General features: G+C 42.2%; 17 protein-coding genes. 13 read left to right on the top strand and 4 right to left on the bottom strand.

Annotated features, from left to right (window positions below):
• Positions 1-81: 81 nt before the first annotated feature.
• The 3 genes from N8L90_RS02935 to N8L90_RS02925 all read right to left on the bottom strand — a co-directional run bounded on the left by N8L90_RS02935 (position 82) and on the right by N8L90_RS02925 (position 2,553).
• Positions 82-240, bottom strand: coding sequence for a hypothetical protein (locus tag N8L90_RS02935; RefSeq protein ID WP_157834387.1), 159 nt, complete (start codon positions 238-240; stop codon positions 82-84).
• Positions 241-461: 221 nt separating this feature from the next.
• The gene (locus tag N8L90_RS02930) at positions 462-887 is read right to left on the bottom strand and encodes a hypothetical protein (RefSeq protein WP_261024049.1); all 426 of its coding nucleotides are present in this window, start codon (positions 885-887) and stop codon (positions 462-464) included.
• A gap of 697 nt (positions 888-1,584) precedes the next feature.
• Entirely contained in the window at positions 1,585-2,553 is a 969-nt protein-coding gene (locus tag N8L90_RS02925; protein ID WP_261024048.1) for an NAD(P)/FAD-dependent oxidoreductase, read from the bottom strand.
• A 137-nt stretch (positions 2,554-2,690) separates the two neighbouring features.
• On the opposite strand from N8L90_RS02925, the gene cdaA reads away from it, so the two are divergent.
• The 8 genes from cdaA to N8L90_RS02885 all read left to right on the top strand — a co-directional run bounded on the left by cdaA (position 2,691) and on the right by N8L90_RS02885 (position 11,081).
• Positions 2,691-3,548: a diadenylate cyclase CdaA gene (cdaA, locus tag N8L90_RS02920; protein WP_261024047.1), complete on the top strand. Its 858-nt coding sequence runs from the start codon at positions 2,691-2,693 to the stop codon at positions 3,546-3,548.
• On the top strand, positions 3,535-4,299 hold the full coding sequence (locus tag N8L90_RS02915; protein ID WP_023943694.1) for a CdaR family protein: 765 nt from the start codon (positions 3,535-3,537) through the stop codon (positions 4,297-4,299). Before cdaA ends, N8L90_RS02915 begins: the two co-directional genes overlap by 14 nt.
• Positions 4,300-4,323: 24 nt before the next feature.
• A complete protein-coding gene (glmM, locus tag N8L90_RS02910) occupies positions 4,324-5,676 on the top strand; it encodes a phosphoglucosamine mutase (protein ID WP_261024046.1) in 1,353 nt (450 codons plus the stop codon).
• A gap of 73 nt (positions 5,677-5,749) precedes the next feature.
• Positions 5,750-6,124, top strand: a complete 375-nt coding sequence (locus tag N8L90_RS02905; RefSeq protein ID WP_001050088.1) for a DUF1149 family protein — start codon at positions 5,750-5,752, stop codon at positions 6,122-6,124.
• A 1-nt stretch (position 6,125) separates the two neighbouring features.
• Complete coding sequence (locus tag N8L90_RS02900; RefSeq protein ID WP_077805411.1) at positions 6,126-6,974, top strand: DegV family protein; 849 nt, start codon at positions 6,126-6,128, stop codon at positions 6,972-6,974.
• Positions 6,975-7,249: 275 nt separating this feature from the next.
• Positions 7,250-8,017: a 4-hydroxy-tetrahydrodipicolinate reductase gene (dapB, locus tag N8L90_RS02895; RefSeq protein ID WP_261024045.1), complete on the top strand. Its 768-nt coding sequence runs from the start codon at positions 7,250-7,252 to the stop codon at positions 8,015-8,017.
• On the top strand, positions 8,014-9,213 hold the full coding sequence (locus N8L90_RS02890; protein ID WP_081094059.1) for a CCA tRNA nucleotidyltransferase: 1,200 nt from the start codon (positions 8,014-8,016) through the stop codon (positions 9,211-9,213). Before dapB ends, N8L90_RS02890 begins: the two co-directional genes overlap by 4 nt.
• Complete coding sequence (locus N8L90_RS02885; protein ID WP_033680546.1) at positions 9,210-11,081, top strand: ABC-F family ATP-binding cassette domain-containing protein; 1,872 nt, start codon at positions 9,210-9,212, stop codon at positions 11,079-11,081. Before N8L90_RS02890 ends, N8L90_RS02885 begins: the two co-directional genes overlap by 4 nt.
• Positions 11,082-11,118: 37 nt before the next feature.
• On the opposite strand, the gene mntE is transcribed toward N8L90_RS02885, so the two are convergent.
• Complete coding sequence (gene mntE, locus N8L90_RS02880) at positions 11,119-12,303, bottom strand: CDF family manganese efflux transporter MntE (protein WP_261024044.1); 1,185 nt, start codon at positions 12,301-12,303, stop codon at positions 11,119-11,121.
• Positions 12,304-12,610: 307 nt separating this feature from the next.
• Between mntE and N8L90_RS02875 the strand changes: the two genes are divergently transcribed.
• The 5 genes from N8L90_RS02875 to yaaA all read left to right on the top strand — a co-directional run bounded on the left by N8L90_RS02875 (position 12,611) and on the right by yaaA (position 18,580).
• Positions 12,611-15,307, top strand: coding sequence for a cation-translocating P-type ATPase (locus N8L90_RS02875; RefSeq protein WP_261024043.1), 2,697 nt, complete (start codon positions 12,611-12,613; stop codon positions 15,305-15,307).
• Positions 15,308-15,420: 113 nt separating this feature from the next.
• Positions 15,421-15,831 carry a peptide deformylase gene (locus N8L90_RS02870; RefSeq protein ID WP_261024042.1) on the top strand — a complete coding sequence of 137 codons (411 nt, stop codon included), beginning with the start codon at positions 15,421-15,423 and terminating at the stop codon, positions 15,829-15,831.
• Between the two features lie 11 nt (positions 15,832-15,842).
• Complete coding sequence (locus N8L90_RS02865; RefSeq protein ID WP_261024041.1) at positions 15,843-17,438, top strand: hypothetical protein; 1,596 nt, start codon at positions 15,843-15,845, stop codon at positions 17,436-17,438.
• A 64-nt stretch (positions 17,439-17,502) separates the two neighbouring features.
• Positions 17,503-17,667, top strand: coding sequence for a YczI family protein (locus N8L90_RS02860; protein ID WP_031227831.1), 165 nt, complete (start codon positions 17,503-17,505; stop codon positions 17,665-17,667).
• A 184-nt stretch (positions 17,668-17,851) separates the two neighbouring features.
• Positions 17,852-18,580, top strand: a complete 729-nt coding sequence (gene yaaA / locus N8L90_RS02855) for a peroxide stress protein YaaA (RefSeq protein WP_261024040.1) — start codon at positions 17,852-17,854, stop codon at positions 18,578-18,580.
• Positions 18,581-18,608 lie beyond the last annotated feature (28 nt).

Genomic DNA, 18,608 nt, shown 5'->3' with positions numbered 1-18,608 from the left:
AAGAGGAATTGAGAAGTTCTAGCATTTTAGTGCTATCAGAAATCCCCTCGGTACTGCAATACCAAGGGGATTTTTTCTGGGTTAGATAGCACTAACTAGGAAGGTTACTTGTCGAAGTGATCGTCTAACTAACGAGTCACCAGCCATGAGATGATATTCTCGATGACTGCGATAAGTACTATTTTGAGAAGTTCTAGCATCTGTAATACCTCCTTTTCCAAGGCGTATCGTTAGTGCCATCGTTATTATATCACATGCTCTATCAATTTGATAGGACATTTTTGCTTTTTGAAAAAGAAGGGGAAAGGCAAAAAGCAATGTCATTAAGTTAAGAAATTTAGCTCTTTAAAATCAAAAACGCATAATATCAGATATTGAAAACCGTGATACTATGCGTTTTATTGTGAGAAAATTTATTTCATTTTCTCCTGAAATTGAGTTTTTACCCAGTCTCTAATGAGTTATTTCCAAGTGACCAGTTCGCTCCAAACGCTAACATTCGATATAGTAGAGGTTTCACCAGCTGGAACCCATTTGTTGGTGCCTAAGTATCTAACTTCTAGTTTACGAACGTTTACTGTGTAAGATGCTTTTAGTCTAATATAACCATAAGTGTAGGGTGGTACGTTATGGGAGACTGAGTGATTTAAACTAAGTCCAGATCCAGACTCCGGAGCAGAAAAGCTAACACCTGCACCTACAGTCAGAGTAGCTCCAGCTTTTCCACCATAGGCAGTTGAACTTACAGGACCTGATGTGGTGCTTTTCTTGTAAGAGTGAGAGTATTTAGTTCTATAGTCTGCAACACCAGTTGCATTAGAACGAGTCTGATACGTAGATTTAGACTCTAAATAGGCGTCTCTAAGTTCAGTTGTATAAAATGACAATAACTCTCCTGTGTTGATATCTTTTACAATACGATTAGATACAATTTCATAATTTGTACCAGGATAGACATCAGCAAAAACCGTAGATGTTGTGACTAAGAATAATAGACTTGATAGTAGAGAGAAAAACAATAGTTTCAGTTTAATCATAACAAATTTTTTCTTCATGAGTAAAAGATTATTTTTTCAATCCTTTGAAAGTTATAATGCAACCCGAAATAATACTGAGAGTTCCTACAGGTCTCCAATATAGTTGCCAAAAGAATAAATTTATTCTTTCTTTCAGTGTCGCATAGGGTTCGGCATAATAGGGGTTGATGTGAAATAATAAAAAACCAAAACATAAAACTATGATTCCAGTTAAGAATAAAATGTCCTTATTTACTTTCCTCATAAAACCTCCTTTTATTTTATTTAAAGCGCTTTCTATTATTAGTATACGTCAAAAAAAGAAAAAAACAAGTCTATTTATTTATTTTTTTATATGGTATAATAGAATAGTTGGAGAGTTTTTATATAGCTTTAAAAGGCTGATATGAATACTTTGTATAATCTAATGATTCTTCAAAAAATTTCTTATTCAAACAAGAGCAAAGAGAAGGTGGGCTGCATATCAGAAGTTAGATGTATTTCTGTCTAACTTTTGAGGTGTAGTTCATTTTAAAACCACGAATCCTATGTGACTCGTGGTTCTTTTTTATAAACTGGTTGAGTGTTTTGGCTGCACTTTTTGCTCAGGGTCAATGTAGTTGATGGCATTGTTGACAGCGGTTGGAGCTTCTCCGAGGCCTGTCGCAATCAGGTCAATTTTTCCGTCATAGTAGCAGCAGTCTCCGATAGCATAGATACCTGATTGGCTAGATTCTTGCTTGCTGTTGACAATAATCTTGTGACGATTGAGGTCCAGACCCCAGTTTTTGAGGTTACCGACAGAAGATTTGAAACCATAGTTGACAAAGAGGTGGTCTAGGTCAATCGTTTCTGTTTCATCAGATTTAACTTTTGTGATTTCAAGTTTATCGAGCGTTTTTCTATCTCCAAGGAGTTTGCTAGGGACGAATGGTGTCTTGATGGTTACAGATGATTCCTGCAAGGCTTGGACACTGTGCTCCAAGGCGCGGAAATTATCTCTGCGGTGGACAAGGGTAGTTGGTGCGATTTTTTCAAAAGCCAAAGCCCAATCTACAGCTGAGTCTCCTCCACCAAGAATTGTCACTTTCTTCCCAGCATATTGCTGGATGTTGGAAACGTGGTAGTGGATATTTTCATAGTCCTCAACGCCTTCTAGTTCCAGCGGACGTGGTTTAAAGGCACCGCCACCCATAGCGATGATAACAGTTTTAGACAGGTGACTTCCTTTAGAAGTGGTAATGGCAAAGCCTTCTTCTTGTTTTTCAATCTCAAGAACCGTTTCATTGAGATGAATAGGGGTATCAAAGCCGTTTAACTGTTCAATCAAGCGGTTGGTCAACTCTTCTCCAGTTAGGTTTGGGAAACCTGGTACGTCTAGGATTTCCTTTTCAGGGTAGAGAATAGCAGGCTGTCCACCTAGTTGGGGAAGGGAGTCGATGATTTGAACGTTAGCTTGGCGTAGGTGGGCATAGAAGGCCGCAAAAAGACTGACAGGACCACCACCTACAATAGTGATATCATAGAGTTGGGACATGGTTTCTCCTTTGTTTTTTCTAGTCAGTTTATTTTATCATATTTTTCCTTAATTTAAAATGAAGTAGGATAGGGAAAAAAATGCCAGAAAAATGGTATAATAGAGAGGAACGTGTTTGGACAGAGAGGAGACAGCAGATGAACTTTCAACAATTATCCAACCTGCAATATTGGACTAGCTTGTTTTCTAGTCCTTGGAGTATTGCCATCAATCTGTTTGATATTTTGATTGTGACCTATGTTTTGTATCGTTTTACAAAAGCGATAGCTGGTACCAAGATTATGATTTTGGTGCGGGGGGTCTTGATCTTTGTATTAGCCCAGGTCGTGGCCAATATCCTTGGTTTAACAACGATTTCTTGGTTGATTAATCAGATTATTACCTATGGGGTAATTGCTGCGGTTGTTATCTTCTCTCCAGAGATTCGGACTGGTTTGGAACGCTTGGGAAGGGCGACAGATTTCTTTTCTACTACTCAAATTAGTGCAGAAGAGAAAATGATTCGTGCCTTTGTTAAGTCAGTTGAATACATGAGTCCCCGTAAGATTGGTGCTCTGGTTGCCATCCAACGAGTTAGGACCTTGCAAGAATACATCGCGACAGGAATTCCTTTGGATGCCAAAATTTCGGCAGAACTCCTCATCAATATTTTTATTCCCAACACTCCTCTACATGATGGTGCAGTGATTATCAGAGAAAATCGAATAGCAGTAACCTCTGCCTATCTGCCCTTGACAGAAAGCACAGGGATTTCCAAGGAATTTGGGACCAGACACCGGGCGGCTATCGGTTTATCAGAAGTATCCGATGCCTTGACCTTCATTGTCTCAGAGGAAACAGGTGGCATTTCTATTACCTATAACGGTGTTTTCAAGCACGACTTGACGATTGAAGAATTTGAAGCAGAACTACGTGCAATTCTTGTGCCAGCTGTTGAGGAAAAAGTCAGTTTTAAGGACCGTTTGCTAGGAGGTTGGAAATATGAGAAAAAATAGTCTATATATCATTTCATCTCTCTTTTTTGCTTGTGTCTTATTCATCTATGCAACATCGACTAATTTTCAAAATAACAATACCGCAAGACAGGTCAAATCAGAAACCTACACCAATACGATAACGAACGTTCCTATCGATATTCACTATGATGATGACCAGTATTTCATTAGCGGATTTGCATCAGAGGTTTCAGTGGTACTGACAGGTGCCAATCGTGTGACCTTGGCCAGTGAAATGCAGGAAAGTACTCGTAAGTTTAAGGTGACAGCGGATTTGACAGATGCTAGTGTTGGAACGATTGAAGTTCCCTTGAACATTGAAAATCTTCCTAGTGGATTGACCGCTGTAGCAACGCCTCAAAAGATCACAGTGAAAGTTGGGAAGAAGGTTAAGCGAGATGGGATGATTGTGGTGCCACAAGTTGACCAAAGCCAGATTGATCCCAAGCTACAACTTGATAGTGTAACCGTGTCAAATGAACGCGTTTCGGTCACAACTGACCAGGAAACATTAGCTAAGATTGATAAAGTTATTGCGCTTTTACCAACCAGCGAACGCATAACAGGTAATTACAGTGGTTCAGTACCTTTGCAGGCAATCGACCGCAATGGTGTTGTCTTACCAGTAGTTATCACTCCGTTTGATACAACAATGAAGGTCACTACAAAACCAGTAGCACCAAGTTCAAGCACAAGCAGTTCGTCGGAGACATCTTCGTCAACGAAAGCAACTAGTTCAAAAACGAATTAAAAATAGGAAAAGGATTTTATAAAAATGGGTAAATATTTTGGGACTGATGGAGTCCGTGGAGAAGCTAACGTAGAATTAACGCCAGAATTGGCCTTTAAACTAGGACGTTTTGGAGGCTATGTTCTCAGTCAACATGAAACGGAAACACCGAAAGTCTTTGTAGGACGTGACACACGTATTTCAGGGGAAATGCTAGAATCTGCCCTGGTAGCTGGTCTTCTTTCAGTTGGGATTCACGTCTACAAACTTGGTGTCCTTGCAACACCAGCAGTAGCTTACTTGGTTAAAACTGAAGGAGCAAGTGCAGGTGTCATGATTTCTGCTAGTCATAATCCAGCCCTTGATAATGGAATCAAGTTCTTTGGTGGGGATGGCTTCAAACTAGATGACGAAAAAGAAGCAGAAATTGAAGCCTTGCTAGATGCTGAGGAAGACACTCTTCCTCGTCCAAGTGCTGAAGGATTGGGAACCTTGGTAGATTACCCAGAAGGCTTGCGTAAGTATGAAGGCTACCTTGTTTCAACTGGAACTCCTCTTGGTGGAATGAAGGTTGCCTTGGATACAGCCAATGGTGCAGCTTCTACAAGTGCCCGTCAAATCTTTGCAGATCTTGGTGCTCAATTAACTGTTATCGGGGAAACACCAGATGGTCTTAACATCAACCTTAATGTTGGTTCAACCCACCCAGAAACCCTTCAAGAAGTGGTCAAAGAAAGCGGCTCAGCTATTGGTTTGGCCTTTGACGGAGACAGTGACCGTTTGATTGCTGTTGATGAAAATGGTGAGATTGTTGATGGTGACAAAATCATGTACATCATCGGGAAATACCTTTCTGAAAAAGGACAATTGGCTCAAAATACAATTGTGACAACTGTGATGTCTAACCTTGGTTTCCACAAGGCCTTGGATCGCGAAGGCATTAACAAGGCAGTCACTGCAGTTGGCGACCGCTACGTTGTTGAAGAAATGAGAAAATCAGGCTACAACCTTGGTGGTGAACAGTCTGGTCACGTCATCTTGATGGATTACAATACAACTGGTGATGGTCAATTATCTGCTGTTCAATTGACCAAAATCATGAAGGAAACTGGTAAGAGCTTGTCAGAGTTGGCTGCAGAAGTAACCATCTATCCACAAAAATTAGTTAATATCCGAGTGGAAAATGCCATGAAGGAAAAGGCTATGGAAGTGCCAGCTATCAAGGCTATCATCGAAAAGATGGAAGAAGAAATGGCGGGGAATGGTCGTATTCTTGTTCGCCCAAGTGGAACAGAGCCCCTCTTGCGTGTTATGGCAGAAGCGCCTACAACAGAAGAAGTAGACTACTATGTTGATACCATCGCAGACGTAGTTCGAGCTGAAATCGGGATTGACTAAAACTTAGAAAACTAGATGAAAATAAAAAATTATGGTACAATAGCTTATAATATTGTAGCCAAGGGAGAAAGACATGAATCTTAAACGTGAACAAGAATTTGTTAGTCAGTATCATTTTGATGCGCGTAATTTTGAATGGGAAAATGAAAATGGAGCTCCTGAAACTAAGGTGGATGTGAACTTCCAATTGCTCCAACATGATCAAGAAAATCAAGTGACTTCCTTGATTGTCATCTTGACCTTTATGATTGTATTTGATAAGTTTGTCATCAGTGGAACCATTTCACAGGTAAACCACATCGATGGCCGTATTGTCAATGAACCAAGTGAATTGAGCCAAGAAGAAGTGGAAACTTTGGCTCGCCCAAGTTTGAACATGCTCAACCGTTTGACTTACGAAGTAACTGAAATTGCATTAGACTTACCAGGAATCAATTTGGAGTTCTAATATGAAACTAGCTGTTATCACAGATTCTTCTGCCTATCTCAGTGCAGAGACCTTGCAAAGAGAAGATTTGTATGTCTTGGATATTCCTGTCAATATTGATGGTGAGGAGTATGTCGAAGGCATCAATCTGACTGCTGAGGAATTTTACCAAAAAATGGCTCAGGCTTCTGAATTGCCTAAGACTAGTCAACCAAGTATTGCCAAGTTAGATGAAATCTTAACTTCGCTCAAAGAACAAGGCTATACTCATGCTTTGGGGCTTTTCCTATCTTCTGGAATTTCAGGTTTTTACCAAAATATCCAGTATATGATAGATGAATATGAGGGCTTAACCATTGCTTTTCCAGACACTTTGATTACAAGTGCTCCTCTGGGTATCATGGTTGAAAGCGTCTTTAATTGGCGTGACCAGGGCGATGATTTTGCCAGCATTCAGGATAAGCTAGCCATTCAAATCAGCCGTACGTCAGCCTTTATCATGGTAGATGATTTGGATCATTTGGTGAAAGGTGGGCGCCTTTCAAATGGGGCTGCCATTTTAGGCAATTTGCTTAGCATTAAGCCAATCCTTTATTTCAACGACCAAGGTGTGATTGAAGTTTACGAAAAAGTTCGTACTGAAAAGAAAGCAACCAAACGCTTAATTGAAATTATCAAGGAAACAACGGCTTCAGGCCAATATCGGGTCATTGTCATTCATGGGAATGCTCCTGAAAAGGCTGAGGAATTGCGTCAGCACTTGCTTGAATCTGGAGTGGGTACGGATATTTCACTAGCTACATTTGGTAGTGTCATTGGGACACACCTAGGATCAGGAAGCATTGCTCTGGGTTATATTCCAGTGATTTAGTTGGCGCTTCTAGACTAGTTAAGATGCCTTGTATCTTAGCAATTGAACACGGACTACCTGCCTCATGAAAAAAGATGCCTGTCTTGCCTTTTGTGGAAAGTCAGCGTCATTCCCTATTTTCTTGTGCAGCTAACGTCCTTTGTATCTTGATAATTGAACACGCCTGGAACCCTGTGTGAAAAAGATAGTTCTTCCAAGGAGTAGACACTTCTTGATCAAAACTCCTATTTTCACTTTGTGTTCCTACAGGTTTTGTATCTTAGACAGGAGTAGAGATGAGTATTCGAGTAATTATTGCTGGTTTTAAGGGAAAGATGGGCCAAGCTGCTTGTCAGATGGTCTTGGCTGATCCAGACTTGGACTTGGTAGCAGTTTTGGATCCCTTTGAGTCTGAATCAGAATGGCAGGGTATTCCTGTTTTCAAGGATAAGGCTGATTTAGCAGGCTTTGAAGCGGATGTCTGGGTAGATTTTACTACTCCAACTGTTGCCTACGAAAATACACGCTTTGCTCTTGAAAATGGATTTGCTCCAGTAGTTGGAACGACAGGCTTTACTAGTGAAGAAATTGCAGAGCTAAAAGAATTTTCTCGCGCCCAAGATTTGGGTGGTTTGATTGCCCCTAACTTTGCCCTGGGTGCTGTCTTGCTCATGCAATTTGCAAAGCAGGCTGCCAAATATTTCCCACATGTGGAGATTATCGAGCTCCATCATGACAAGAAAAAGGATGCTCCGAGTGGCACAGCTATTAAAACAGCTGAGTTGATGGCAGAAGTTCGAGAGTCTATTCAGCAAGGTGCAGCAGATGAGGAAGAATTGATTACTGGTGCCCGTGGTGCTGACTTTGATGGCATGCGCATCCACTCAGTTCGTTTGCCAGGCTTAGTAGCCCATCAGGAAGTCATCTTTGGCAATCAAGGAGAAGGATTGACCCTCCGTCATGACTCCTATGATCGCAGCTCCTTCATGACAGGGGTCAATTTGGGAATTAAAGAAGTTGTCAAGCGTCATGAGCTTGTCTATGGATTAGAACACTTATTATGAGATTAACGCAAATGCCTTCTGAATTTCAGAAGGCTTTACCAGTATTAGAAAAAATTAAAGAAGCAGGTTTTGAGGCCTATTTTGTTGGGGGCTCTGTTCGAGACGCCCTCCTCAATCGTCCTATCCATGATGTGGATATTGCGACGTCTTCTTATCCAGAAGAAACCAAGCAGATTTTTCCGCGAACAGCCGATATCGGAATCGAGCACGGAACTGTCTTGGTCTTAGATGGGGACGAGGAGTATGAGGTGACTACTTTTCGGACAGAAGATGTCTATGTGGACTATCGTAGACCTAGTGCGGTTTCTTTTGTTCGCTCGCTAGAAGAAGACCTCAAGCGCCGTGATTTTACAGTCAATGCCTTTGCCTTGGACGAGACAGGGGAAATCATTGACTTGTTCCATGGGCTAGAAGATTTGGAAAAGCAAGTCTTACGAGCAGTTGGAGTGGCAAGTGAGCGTTTTAACGAAGATGCTTTGCGGATTATGCGTGGTTTCCGTTTTCAGGCCAGTCTTGGCTTTGAACTTGAGACAGAAACGTTTAAAGCAATGAAGACCTTGACGCCACTTTTGGAGAAAATTTCTGTGGAGCGTACCTTCGTTGAGTTTGATAAACTCTTGCTGGCTCCGTTTTGGAGAAGGGGTTTGGCTTCCATGATTGAGAGTCAAGCTTATGATTATCTCCCTGATATGGAATCTAGCCAGGACAAGCTCAATAGACTGTTTGATTTGGAGACTGATTTTATCTTTGAATCCTCTGAACAAGCTTGGTCGGCTCTACTGTCGGCTTTGGAGATTGAAAATGCGCAGCCATTTTTGAAAGCTTGGAAGACCTCACGTCAGTTTGCCAAGCAGGTTCAGGATTTGCTGACTATTTTGGCTCTGCGTGAAAAGGGAGAATTGAGCAAGCGCGATTGTTACCGCTTTGACTTGGATTTACTTTTACAGGCTGAAAATCTTCGTCAGGCCCAAGGAAAAGAAGTCAACCCACAAGCCATCACAGAAACCTACCAGAACTTGACCATTCATGACAAGAAAGAAATCCAAATCAACGGTGGTATTTTGATCAAGGAATATGGTTATCAGCCGGGCCCAGACTTGGGAGAGATTTTAACAGAGATTGAATATGCCATTGTCGATGGAGAATTGGAAAATGACCGTCAAGCCATCCATGATTATCTGAGGGAGAAAAAATGAGTGATTTTATCGTTGAAAAACTAAGTAAATCCGTTGGTGACAAGACCGTTTTTAAGGATATTTCCTTTATCATCCATGACCTAGACAGAATCGGTCTGATTGGTGTCAATGGGACTGGTAAGACCACTCTTTTAGATGTTCTTTCTGGTGTTTCTGGCTTTGATGGGGATGTTAGTCCCTTTTCGGCTAAGAATGACTACCAGATTGGTTACTTGACCCAGGATCCTGATTTTGATGATAGCAAGACGGTCTTGGATACGGTTCTATCTAGCGACCTCAAGGAAATCCAGCTCATTCGTGAGTACGAATTGATCATGCTCAACTATAGTGAGGACAAGCAGGCGCGTTTGGAACGTGTCATGGCAGAAATGGACTCTCTCCAAGCTTGGGAAATCGAGAGTCAGGTCAAGACCGTTCTCAGCAAGTTGGGTATTCAGGACTTATCTACTCCTGTTGGGGAATTGTCAGGTGGTCTAAGAAGACGGGTCCAGTTGGCGCAAGTTCTTCTTGGTAACCACGACCTATTGCTTCTGGATGAGCCAACTAACCACTTAGATATAGCGACTATTGAGTGGCTGACCCTCTTTTTGAAAAATTCTAAGAAGACCGTCCTTTTTATCACCCACGATCGTTACTTCCTAGATGCTTTGTCAACACGGATTTTCGAGTTGGACCGAGCAGGATTGACTGAGTATCAAGGGAATTATCAGGACTATGTTCGCCTAAAGGCGGAACAGGATGAGCGCGACGCGGCTCTACTTCATAAAAAAGAACAACTTTATAAGCAGGAATTGGTCTGGATGCGCAGACAACCGCAGGCGCGTGCGACCAAGCAGCAGGCTCGTATCAATCGTTTCCACGACCTGAAAAAGGAAGTTTCAGGCGGCGTTGCTGAGACAGACTTGACCATGAACTTTGAAACCAGTCGTATTGGGAAGAAAGTCATCGAGTTTCAGGATGTTTCCTTTGCCTATGAAAACAAGCCTATTTTGCAAGATTTTAATCTCTTGGTGCAGGCTAAAGATCGTATTGGAATTGTTGGGGACAACGGTGTTGGAAAATCAACTCTCCTTAACTTGATTGCAGGAAGTCTTGAGCCGACAGCAGGACAAGTTGTGATAGGAGAAACTGTTCGCATTGCCTATTTCTCTCAGCAAATTGAGGGCTTGGATGAAAGTAAGCGAGTTATCAATTACTTGCAGGAAGTGGCAGAAGAGGTCAAGACCAGCGGTGGTTCTACGACTTCGATTGCAGAGTTGCTGGAGCAGTTCCTTTTCCCACGTTCGACGCATGGAACCTTGATTGAGAAATTGTCTGGGGGAGAGAAAAAACGTCTTTATCTCCTCAAACTGCTCTTGGAAAAACCAAATGTTCTTCTCTTGGACGAGCCGACCAATGACTTGGATATTGCAACCTTGACAGTTTTGGAGAATTTCTTGCAAGGCTTTGCTGGTCCAGTTTTGACTGTTAGTCACGACCGCTATTTCTTGGATAAGGTGGCGACCAAGATTCTCGCTTTTGAGGATGGTAAGATTCGTCCTTTCTTTGGTCATTACACTGATTACCTTGATGAAAAAGTCTTTGAAACAGAGATGGCCAATCAAGTGCAAAAAGCCGAAAAGGAAAAAGTCGTCAAGGTTCGAGAAGTTAAGAAACGCATGACCTACCAAGAAAAGCAGGAGTGGGCAAGCATTGAAGGCGATATTGAATCCTTGGAAAACTGTATCGCTGCTATTGAAGAGGAGATGCAGGCCAACGGCTCTGACTTTGGCAAACTGGCTACTCTTCAGAAAGAGCTAGATGAGAAAAACGAAGCACTCCTTGAAAAATACGAACGCTATGAGTATCTAAGTGACTTTGATAGCTAGAAGAATAGAAAAATCCCGTCTCATGGACAGGATTTCTCTATTCTTTTTTGGTTTCCTGGTGGAAGATATTTTGCCAAGTTTCGTGGCGACGCCAGATACTGGTGTGGATGATACCATCTAACTCATAGCTGATGAGTTTGGTCTTTTGACTGATGGAAGTGATTTGGATGTCCTTGATAGCTGAATTCAAGTCTTTTTCGGCTTTATAGGCCTCTTTATCCATCTGTTTTCCATTTTGGCGAATATAAACAAAATCGTCAGCCAAGAGTTCTTCCAGTTGATTTCCTTGGTCAATCAACTGTTCACGCATAAGCAATTTTTTATAGACATTGTCTAAAACTTCATCTTCAGGGATAGGTGCTGGCTCGATATGGACATCGGTATCAAAGACTCCAAAACGTTCCTCCAGCATAGACTCGACCTGATCCGCAATTTCATGGCTTTCAAAAACAGACAAGTCAGGATTCATTTCTAGTGTAATATCAAGGTAAATGTTGCTACCGTAGGTGCGCCCTCTTTGGGACTTGACCTTGCTGATTTTGGGAATTTCCATAATGGCTTTTTGGTAATCTTCCAGTAGACGGTCATCAAATCCATCTGAAAGACTAAAGGAAGACTCGATGAAGATATCATAGGCAGTCTTCAAGATAAAGAAAGTGATGATGATAGCAACCAGTTTATCCACAATAGGATAATTGAAACTGCTGGCTAGGATGGCAATGGTAGTACCAAGTGAGGTGACAGCATCAGAAAGATTGTCCTTGGCGGCAGCCTTCAGTGCCTTGGAGTTGGATTTCTTACTGAGACGAGTATTGTAGAGATAGACCACAAACATGATTGCTGCAGACATAATTCCTAGAGTTGAACCAAGAGGATCAATAACCGTTTCTTCACGACTGAGAATCTTCTGAATGGTATCCCTTAGAACATCAAAGCCAACATAGAACATGATGATGGAAGTGATTAAGCTAGCCAAATCCTCAATCTTCCAGTGACCAAAACGGTGGTCACGGTCTGCAGGTTGGCGCGCCATCCGAATCCCAATTAAGAGGGCCACATTTCCAATGATGTCCGAGACGTTGTTAAAACCATCGGCCACCAAACTGGATGAATGAAGAAGATGCCCGGTTGCTAATTTTGCTGCAGACAAGAGCAGGTAGGTCGAAATACTGATAATGGCCCCACGCTCAGCTAACTTGAGATTTGAGATAGATTGCTTCATTCAACTTCCTTTCTAGTCATATAGCATTCTACCATTATACTGGTTTTCAAGGGAAAATTCAAATAAGTCAGTTTTTACTCTTTGAAAACTTTTCAAAATTTGGTATAATAGAACTACTCAAGGGAGTAGCTGGCAGAAACCTGTGATAGTGTCGTCATTCCGAATTTTATACTGAAAAGTATGCTTTCCGGCACTATCTTAAACAGCGAGACTTGTTATGATTAACAGGTCTCTTTTTGTTTGTCGTGAAAAGATACGATGAGGGAAAAGAGAGTCTGTTTTGCACACAATGTCAAGGAGGAGACACATGTCAAAAGAACAAAAACGCCAAGCGTTTTACACTCAGAGTCCTGAAGAGGTCTTGCAGGCTGTGGATGCGACCGAGCAAGGTTTGTCATCAAGTGAGGCAGAAAAGCGCCTTGCCGAATTTGGCCACAATGAACTCGAAGAAGGCGAGAAACGATCAATCTTGGTCAAATTCATCGAGCAATTTAAGGATTTGATGATTATCATCCTAGTTGCGGCAGCAATCTTGTCAGTCGTGACTTCTGGTGGGGAAGATATCGCAGATGCCATTATCATCTTAGCCGTGGTAATCATCAACGCTGCCTTTGGTGTTTACCAAGAAGGGAAAGCAGAAGAAGCAATCGAAGCCCTCAAATCCATGTCTAGTCCAGCTGCCCGCGTTCTTCGTGATGGGCATATGGCGGAGATTGACTCTAAAGAATTGGTACCAGGTGATATCGTCGCTCTCGAAGCTGGTGATGTAGTACCTGCAGACCTACGTTTGCTAGAAGCCAACTCTCTTAAAATTGAAGAAGCAGCTCTTACAGGTGAGTCTGTGCCAGTCGAAAAAGACTTGACAGTTGAACTTGCTGCAGATGCTGGTATTGGTGACCGTGTCAATATGGCCTTCCAAAACTCAAATGTGACTTATGGTCGTGGTCTTGGTGTTGTTGTCAATACAGGTATGTACACGGAAGTTGGTCATATTGCTGGCATGCTTCAAGATGCGGATGAGACAGATACACCACTTAAACAAAACTTGAACAACCTTTCTAAGGTCTTGACCTATGCTATCTTGGTTATTGCCCTTGTTACGTTTGTAGTGGGAGTCTTCATTCAAGGGAAAAATCCACTTGGTGAGTTGATGACCTCTGTTGCCCTTGCCGTTGCAGCTATCCCAGAAGGGCTTCCTGCTATCGTAACTATCGTTCTTGCCCTTGGTACTCAAGTTTTGGCTAAACGAAACTCTATCGTTCGTAAGTTGCCAGCTGTAGAAACTCTTGGTTCAACAGAAATCATCGCTTCTGACAAGACTGGTACGCTTACTATGAACAAGATGACCGTCGAAAAAGTCTTCTACGATGCGGTTCTACATGACTCAGCTGATGACATTGAACTAGGTCTTGAAATGCCCCTGCTTCGTTCAGTTGTCTTGGCAAATGATACTAAAATTGATGTAGAAGGTAACTTGATTGGTGACCCAACCGAAACAGCCTTTATCCAATATGCCTTGGACAAGGGCTACGATGTCAAAGGATTCTTAGAGAAATATCCTCGTGTGGCTGAGTTGCCATTTGATTCTGAACGTAAGCTCATGTCAACGGTTCACCCGTTGCCAGATGGTCGTTTCCTTGTAGCAGTCAAGGGTGCGCCAGACCAACTTTTGAAACGTTGTATTCTTCGTGACAAAGCTGGGGATATTGCTCCGATTGATGAGAAGGTTACAAACCTCATTCATACAAACAATTCTGAAATGGCCCACCAAGCCTTGCGTGTCCTTGCAGGTGCTTATAAGATTATCGATAGCATTCCAGAAAATCTCACTTCTGAAGAGCTTGAAAATGATTTAATCTTTACTGGTTTGATTGGGATGATTGACCCTGAACGTCCTGAAGCTGCTGAGGCTGTTCGTGTGGCTAAGGAAGCGGGAATTCGTCCGATTATGATTACGGGTGACCATCAAGACACTGCAGAAGCTATTGCCAAACGTTTGGGAATCATTGACGCAAATGATACAGAAGGCCACGTTTTAACTGGTGCTGAGCTCAACGAACTGTCAGATGAAGACTTTGAAAAAGTAGTTGGTCAATACTCTGTTTATGCGCGTGTATCTCCAGAGCATAAGGTTCGTATCGTCAAGGCTTGGCAAAAACAAGGTAAGGTCGTTGCCATGACAGGTGACGGTGTCAATGATGCGCCAGCTCTGAAAACAGCCGATATCGGTATCGGTATGGGGATCACTGGTACAGAGGTTTCTAAGGGGGCTTCTGACATGATTCTTGCAGATGATAACTTTGCGACTATCATTGTTGCAGTTGAAGAAGGACGTAAGGTCTTCTCAAACATTCAAAAGACTATTCAGTACCTACTTTCTGCCAATACTGCTGAAGTATTGACCATCTTCCTATCTACCTTGTTTGGTTGGGATGTCTTGCAGCCAGTTCATCTTCTGTGGATCAACTTGGTAACAGATACCTTCCCAGCTATCGCTCTAGGTGTTGAGCCAGCTGAGCCTGGTGTCATGAACCATAAACCACGTGGACGCAAGGCAAGCTTCTTCTCAGGTGGTGTTTTGAGTTCTATCATCTATCAAGGTGTACTCCAAGCAGCTATTGTCATGAGTGTTTATGGTCTTGCCCTTCTTTACCCAGTTCATGTGGGTGACAATCATGCCATTCATGCGGATGCTCTTACTATGGCCTTTGCAACCCTTGGTTTGATTCAGCTCTTCCATGCCTACAATGTCAAGTCTGTTTACCAATCCATCTTGACAGTTGGCCCATTCAAGTCTAAGACCTTCAACTGGTCCATCTTGGTATCCTTCATCCTTCTCATGGCAACAATCGTCGTAGAACCGCTTGAAGGAATCTTCCACGTAACCAAACTAGACTTGTCACAATGGGGAATCGTTATGGGCGGAAGCTTCTCAATGATTATTATCGTCGAAATTGTTAAGTTTATTCAACGTAAACTCGGTTTTGACAAGAATGCGATATAAAAAAAGTCATCTTCGGATGGCTTTTTGCTACAGTTGAGAGAAAGGGCTTGCAGTTATCGTCTTTTGTGCTATAATTGCTATAATATAGTAAAAAGTAAGAGGAGTGTGAGGAAGTGGAAAAGAAAATTGTAAAGGATATTTTGTTTTTATCTCAGGTATCTCAGCCGTCAAGTCAGGAAGATCTGTATCTTGCCAGAGATTTGCAGGATACACTCTTAGCAAATCGTGAGACCTGCGTTGGTCTAGCTGCCAATATGATTGGGGTGCAGAAGCGCGTGATTATCTTTAATCTGGGCTTGGTTCCTGTGGTCATGTTTAATCCAGTGCTCCTGTCCTCTGAAGGATCTTATGAGACAGAGGAAGGCTGTTTGTCATTGACAGGTGTGAGACCTACTAGGCGTTATGAAACTATAAGGGTTGCCTATCGTGACAGCAAGTGGCAGGAACAGACCATTACCTTGACAGGCTTCCCAGCTCAGATTTGCCAGCATGAACTGGATCACTTGGAAGGACGAATCATTTAGGAGGAAAGCAAATGAAACGAATAGTCTTTGAACTTATTTTTATCGCAACGACCTGGTATATCTTTTTACCTCCCCTTAACTTAACCAGCTGGGAATTTCTCTTTTTCCTCTGTGGGCATTTGCTGCTTGTGGCAATTTTATTTGGCTTTGGCAAGGGAATCAATCTGGTCAAAACAGTTCATGTGCGCCACGGCAAGGCGGAAACTGCTTTAAATTTTGAGGGTTTCAAAATCAATCGGTTAGGGAAAGTTCTTTTAGCTTCTATTGGAGGGATTCTTCTCTTAGCAGCCTTGGTTTCCTTGGTGACTTCTAGCATTTTTCAGGCTAAAAATTATGCCAATGTAGTTACGGTTACGGAAAAAGACTTTACTGAATTTCCTAAGAGTGATACCAGTAAGGTTCCTATTTTAGATAGAAGTACTGCTGAAAAAATTGGGGACCGCTACTTGGGTTCCCTAACGGATAAGGTGTCGCAGTACGTAGCGGCAGATACCTATACCCAATTGACAATTGATGGGAAACCTTATCGAGTTACGCCACTAGAATATGCAGACCCTATCAAATGGTTTAACAATCAAGCCAAGGGAATCGGTGAGTATATCAAGGTGGATATGGTAACTGGAAATGCCAACTTGGTGGACTTGAAGACACCAATCAAGTATTCGGACTCGGAGTATTTTAACCGTGACGTCAAACGTCACCTACGCTTGAAGTACCCAACTAAAATCTTCAAGACTCCATCTTTTGAGGTGGACGATGAGGGCAATCCTTTCTATGTAGCAACGGTTTACCAAAAGCAATTTGGGCTTGCGGTTCCTCGTCCTGTTTCAGTCATTATCCTCGATGCTACAAATGGAGAAACCAAGGAATACAGCTTGGCAGATGTTCCAGAATGGGTGGACAGGGTCTATCCAGCTGAGGAAACTATTGAGCAAATCAACTACAACGGCAAGTACAAGGACGGTTTCTGGAATGCCATGATTTCCAAGAAAAACGTGACCCAGACTACCAAGGGCTATAATTACTTGTCTATCGGCAATGACATCTACCTCTACACAGGTGTGACATCGGCCAATGCAGATGAAAGTAATCTTGGTTTCATCTTAGAAAATATGCGAACAGGAGAAATCACTAAGTACAGCTTGGCTTCTGCGACCGAAGAATCAGCCCGTGAATCAGCCGAAGGTGCTGTTCAGGAGAAATCCTACAAGGCAACCTTCCCAATCCTCATCAACCTTAATGACAAGCCTCTCTACATCATGGGCTTGAAGGACAATGCTGGCTTGGTCAAAGAGTATGCTTTGGTAGACGCAGTCGAGTACCAGAATGTCATCGTAGCTACGACAGTAGAAGAACTGCTCAGCAAGTACGCCAATAAAAACGACCTTGAAATTGACAATGCAACAACAGAAAGCATTAAGGGTGTAGTGGCAGACCTCAAATCAGCTGTTATCAAGGGCGACACCGTCTACTTCTTTAAAGTTGATGGCAAGATATACAAGGTTAAGGCCTCAGTATCAGATGACCTTCCTTACCTTGAAAATGGTAAAACCTTCGAAGGTCAAGTAGGAAAAGACAATTATCTCAAGACCTTTAAAGTGCAGTAAAAAAGGTTTATTTAAGAAATATATGTTATAATAAGATGAATTAATACTAATGGAGGACAAACAAATGGGTTTTTATGTGATGCTTGCTTCAATGCTACTCGGACTGCTCGCTTTGAAGATAGGTTTTTCTCAGTTCAAGGAGAAAAAAGATAAATTCCTATCTATCTTAACAAGTTTAGCTGGCATAGCCCTTGTTCTCGTGGCTGTCTGGTTAGGATGGCCCAAATAAATAGAGAAGCCTCGGTCAAACCGAGGTTTTTCATACTCTTCGAAAATCAAATTCAAACCACGTCAGCTTCACCTTGCCGTACTCAAGTACAGCCTGCGGCTAGCTTCCTAGTTTGCTCTTTGATTTTCATTGAGTATCAGATGAATTTCTTGGTTGTGGCTAAAAAATATGCTACACTATTAATATGAAAATTTTAATCCCTACAGCAAAAGAAATGAATACAGATTTGCCAAGTATTGAAGCCGCTCCTTTAAAACCAGAAAGTCAGGCCGTGCTGGATGCCATGACCCTCTATTCTGCTAGTCAATTGGAGAGTTTTTATAAGGTATCAGCTGAGAAGGCGGCGGAAGAATTTCAAAATATCCAAGCTTTGAAAAGGCAAGCTGCTCAATACTACTCAGCCTTGAACCTTTTTGATGGGCTCATGTACCGCCATATCAAGAGAGATAAGTTGACAGAGGCAGAACAAGCCTATCTTGAAAATCATGTCTTCATTACCTCGGCTTTGTACGGAGTCGTTCCAGCCTTGTCACCTATGGCTCCTCACCGTTTGGATTTTTTGATGAAATTAAAAGTCGCTGGTAAGACTTTAAAGAGTCATTGGAAGGTAGCCTATGATGAAGCTGTGAAGCAGGAAGAAGTGATTTTCTCTCTCTTGTCATCCGAGTTTGAGACCGTATTTTCTAAGGAAATCAGAGAAAAAATGGTGACCTTCAAATTCATGGAGGATAGAGGCGGCCAGCTGAAAATTCACTCAACCATTTCCAAGAAAGCGCGTGGTGCCTTCCTGACAGCCCTGATTGAAAATCAAGTTCAAACAGTGGAGGAAGCTCGTCGCTTGAGCTTTGCAGGATTTAGCTTCCGAGAAGACCTGTCCCATCAACAGGAATTGGTTTTTGTTAAGGAAGTATAGAAATCAGATAAGAGAAAAAGTCAGCAGG

The sequence above is a fragment of the Streptococcus mitis genome (genome assembly GCF_946190115.1).
Lineage (GTDB): Bacteria > Bacillota > Bacilli > Lactobacillales > Streptococcaceae > Streptococcus > Streptococcus mitis_CO.
Note: the sequence above shows the minus strand (reverse complement) of the source record. Positions and strands in the feature narration are given on the sequence as shown.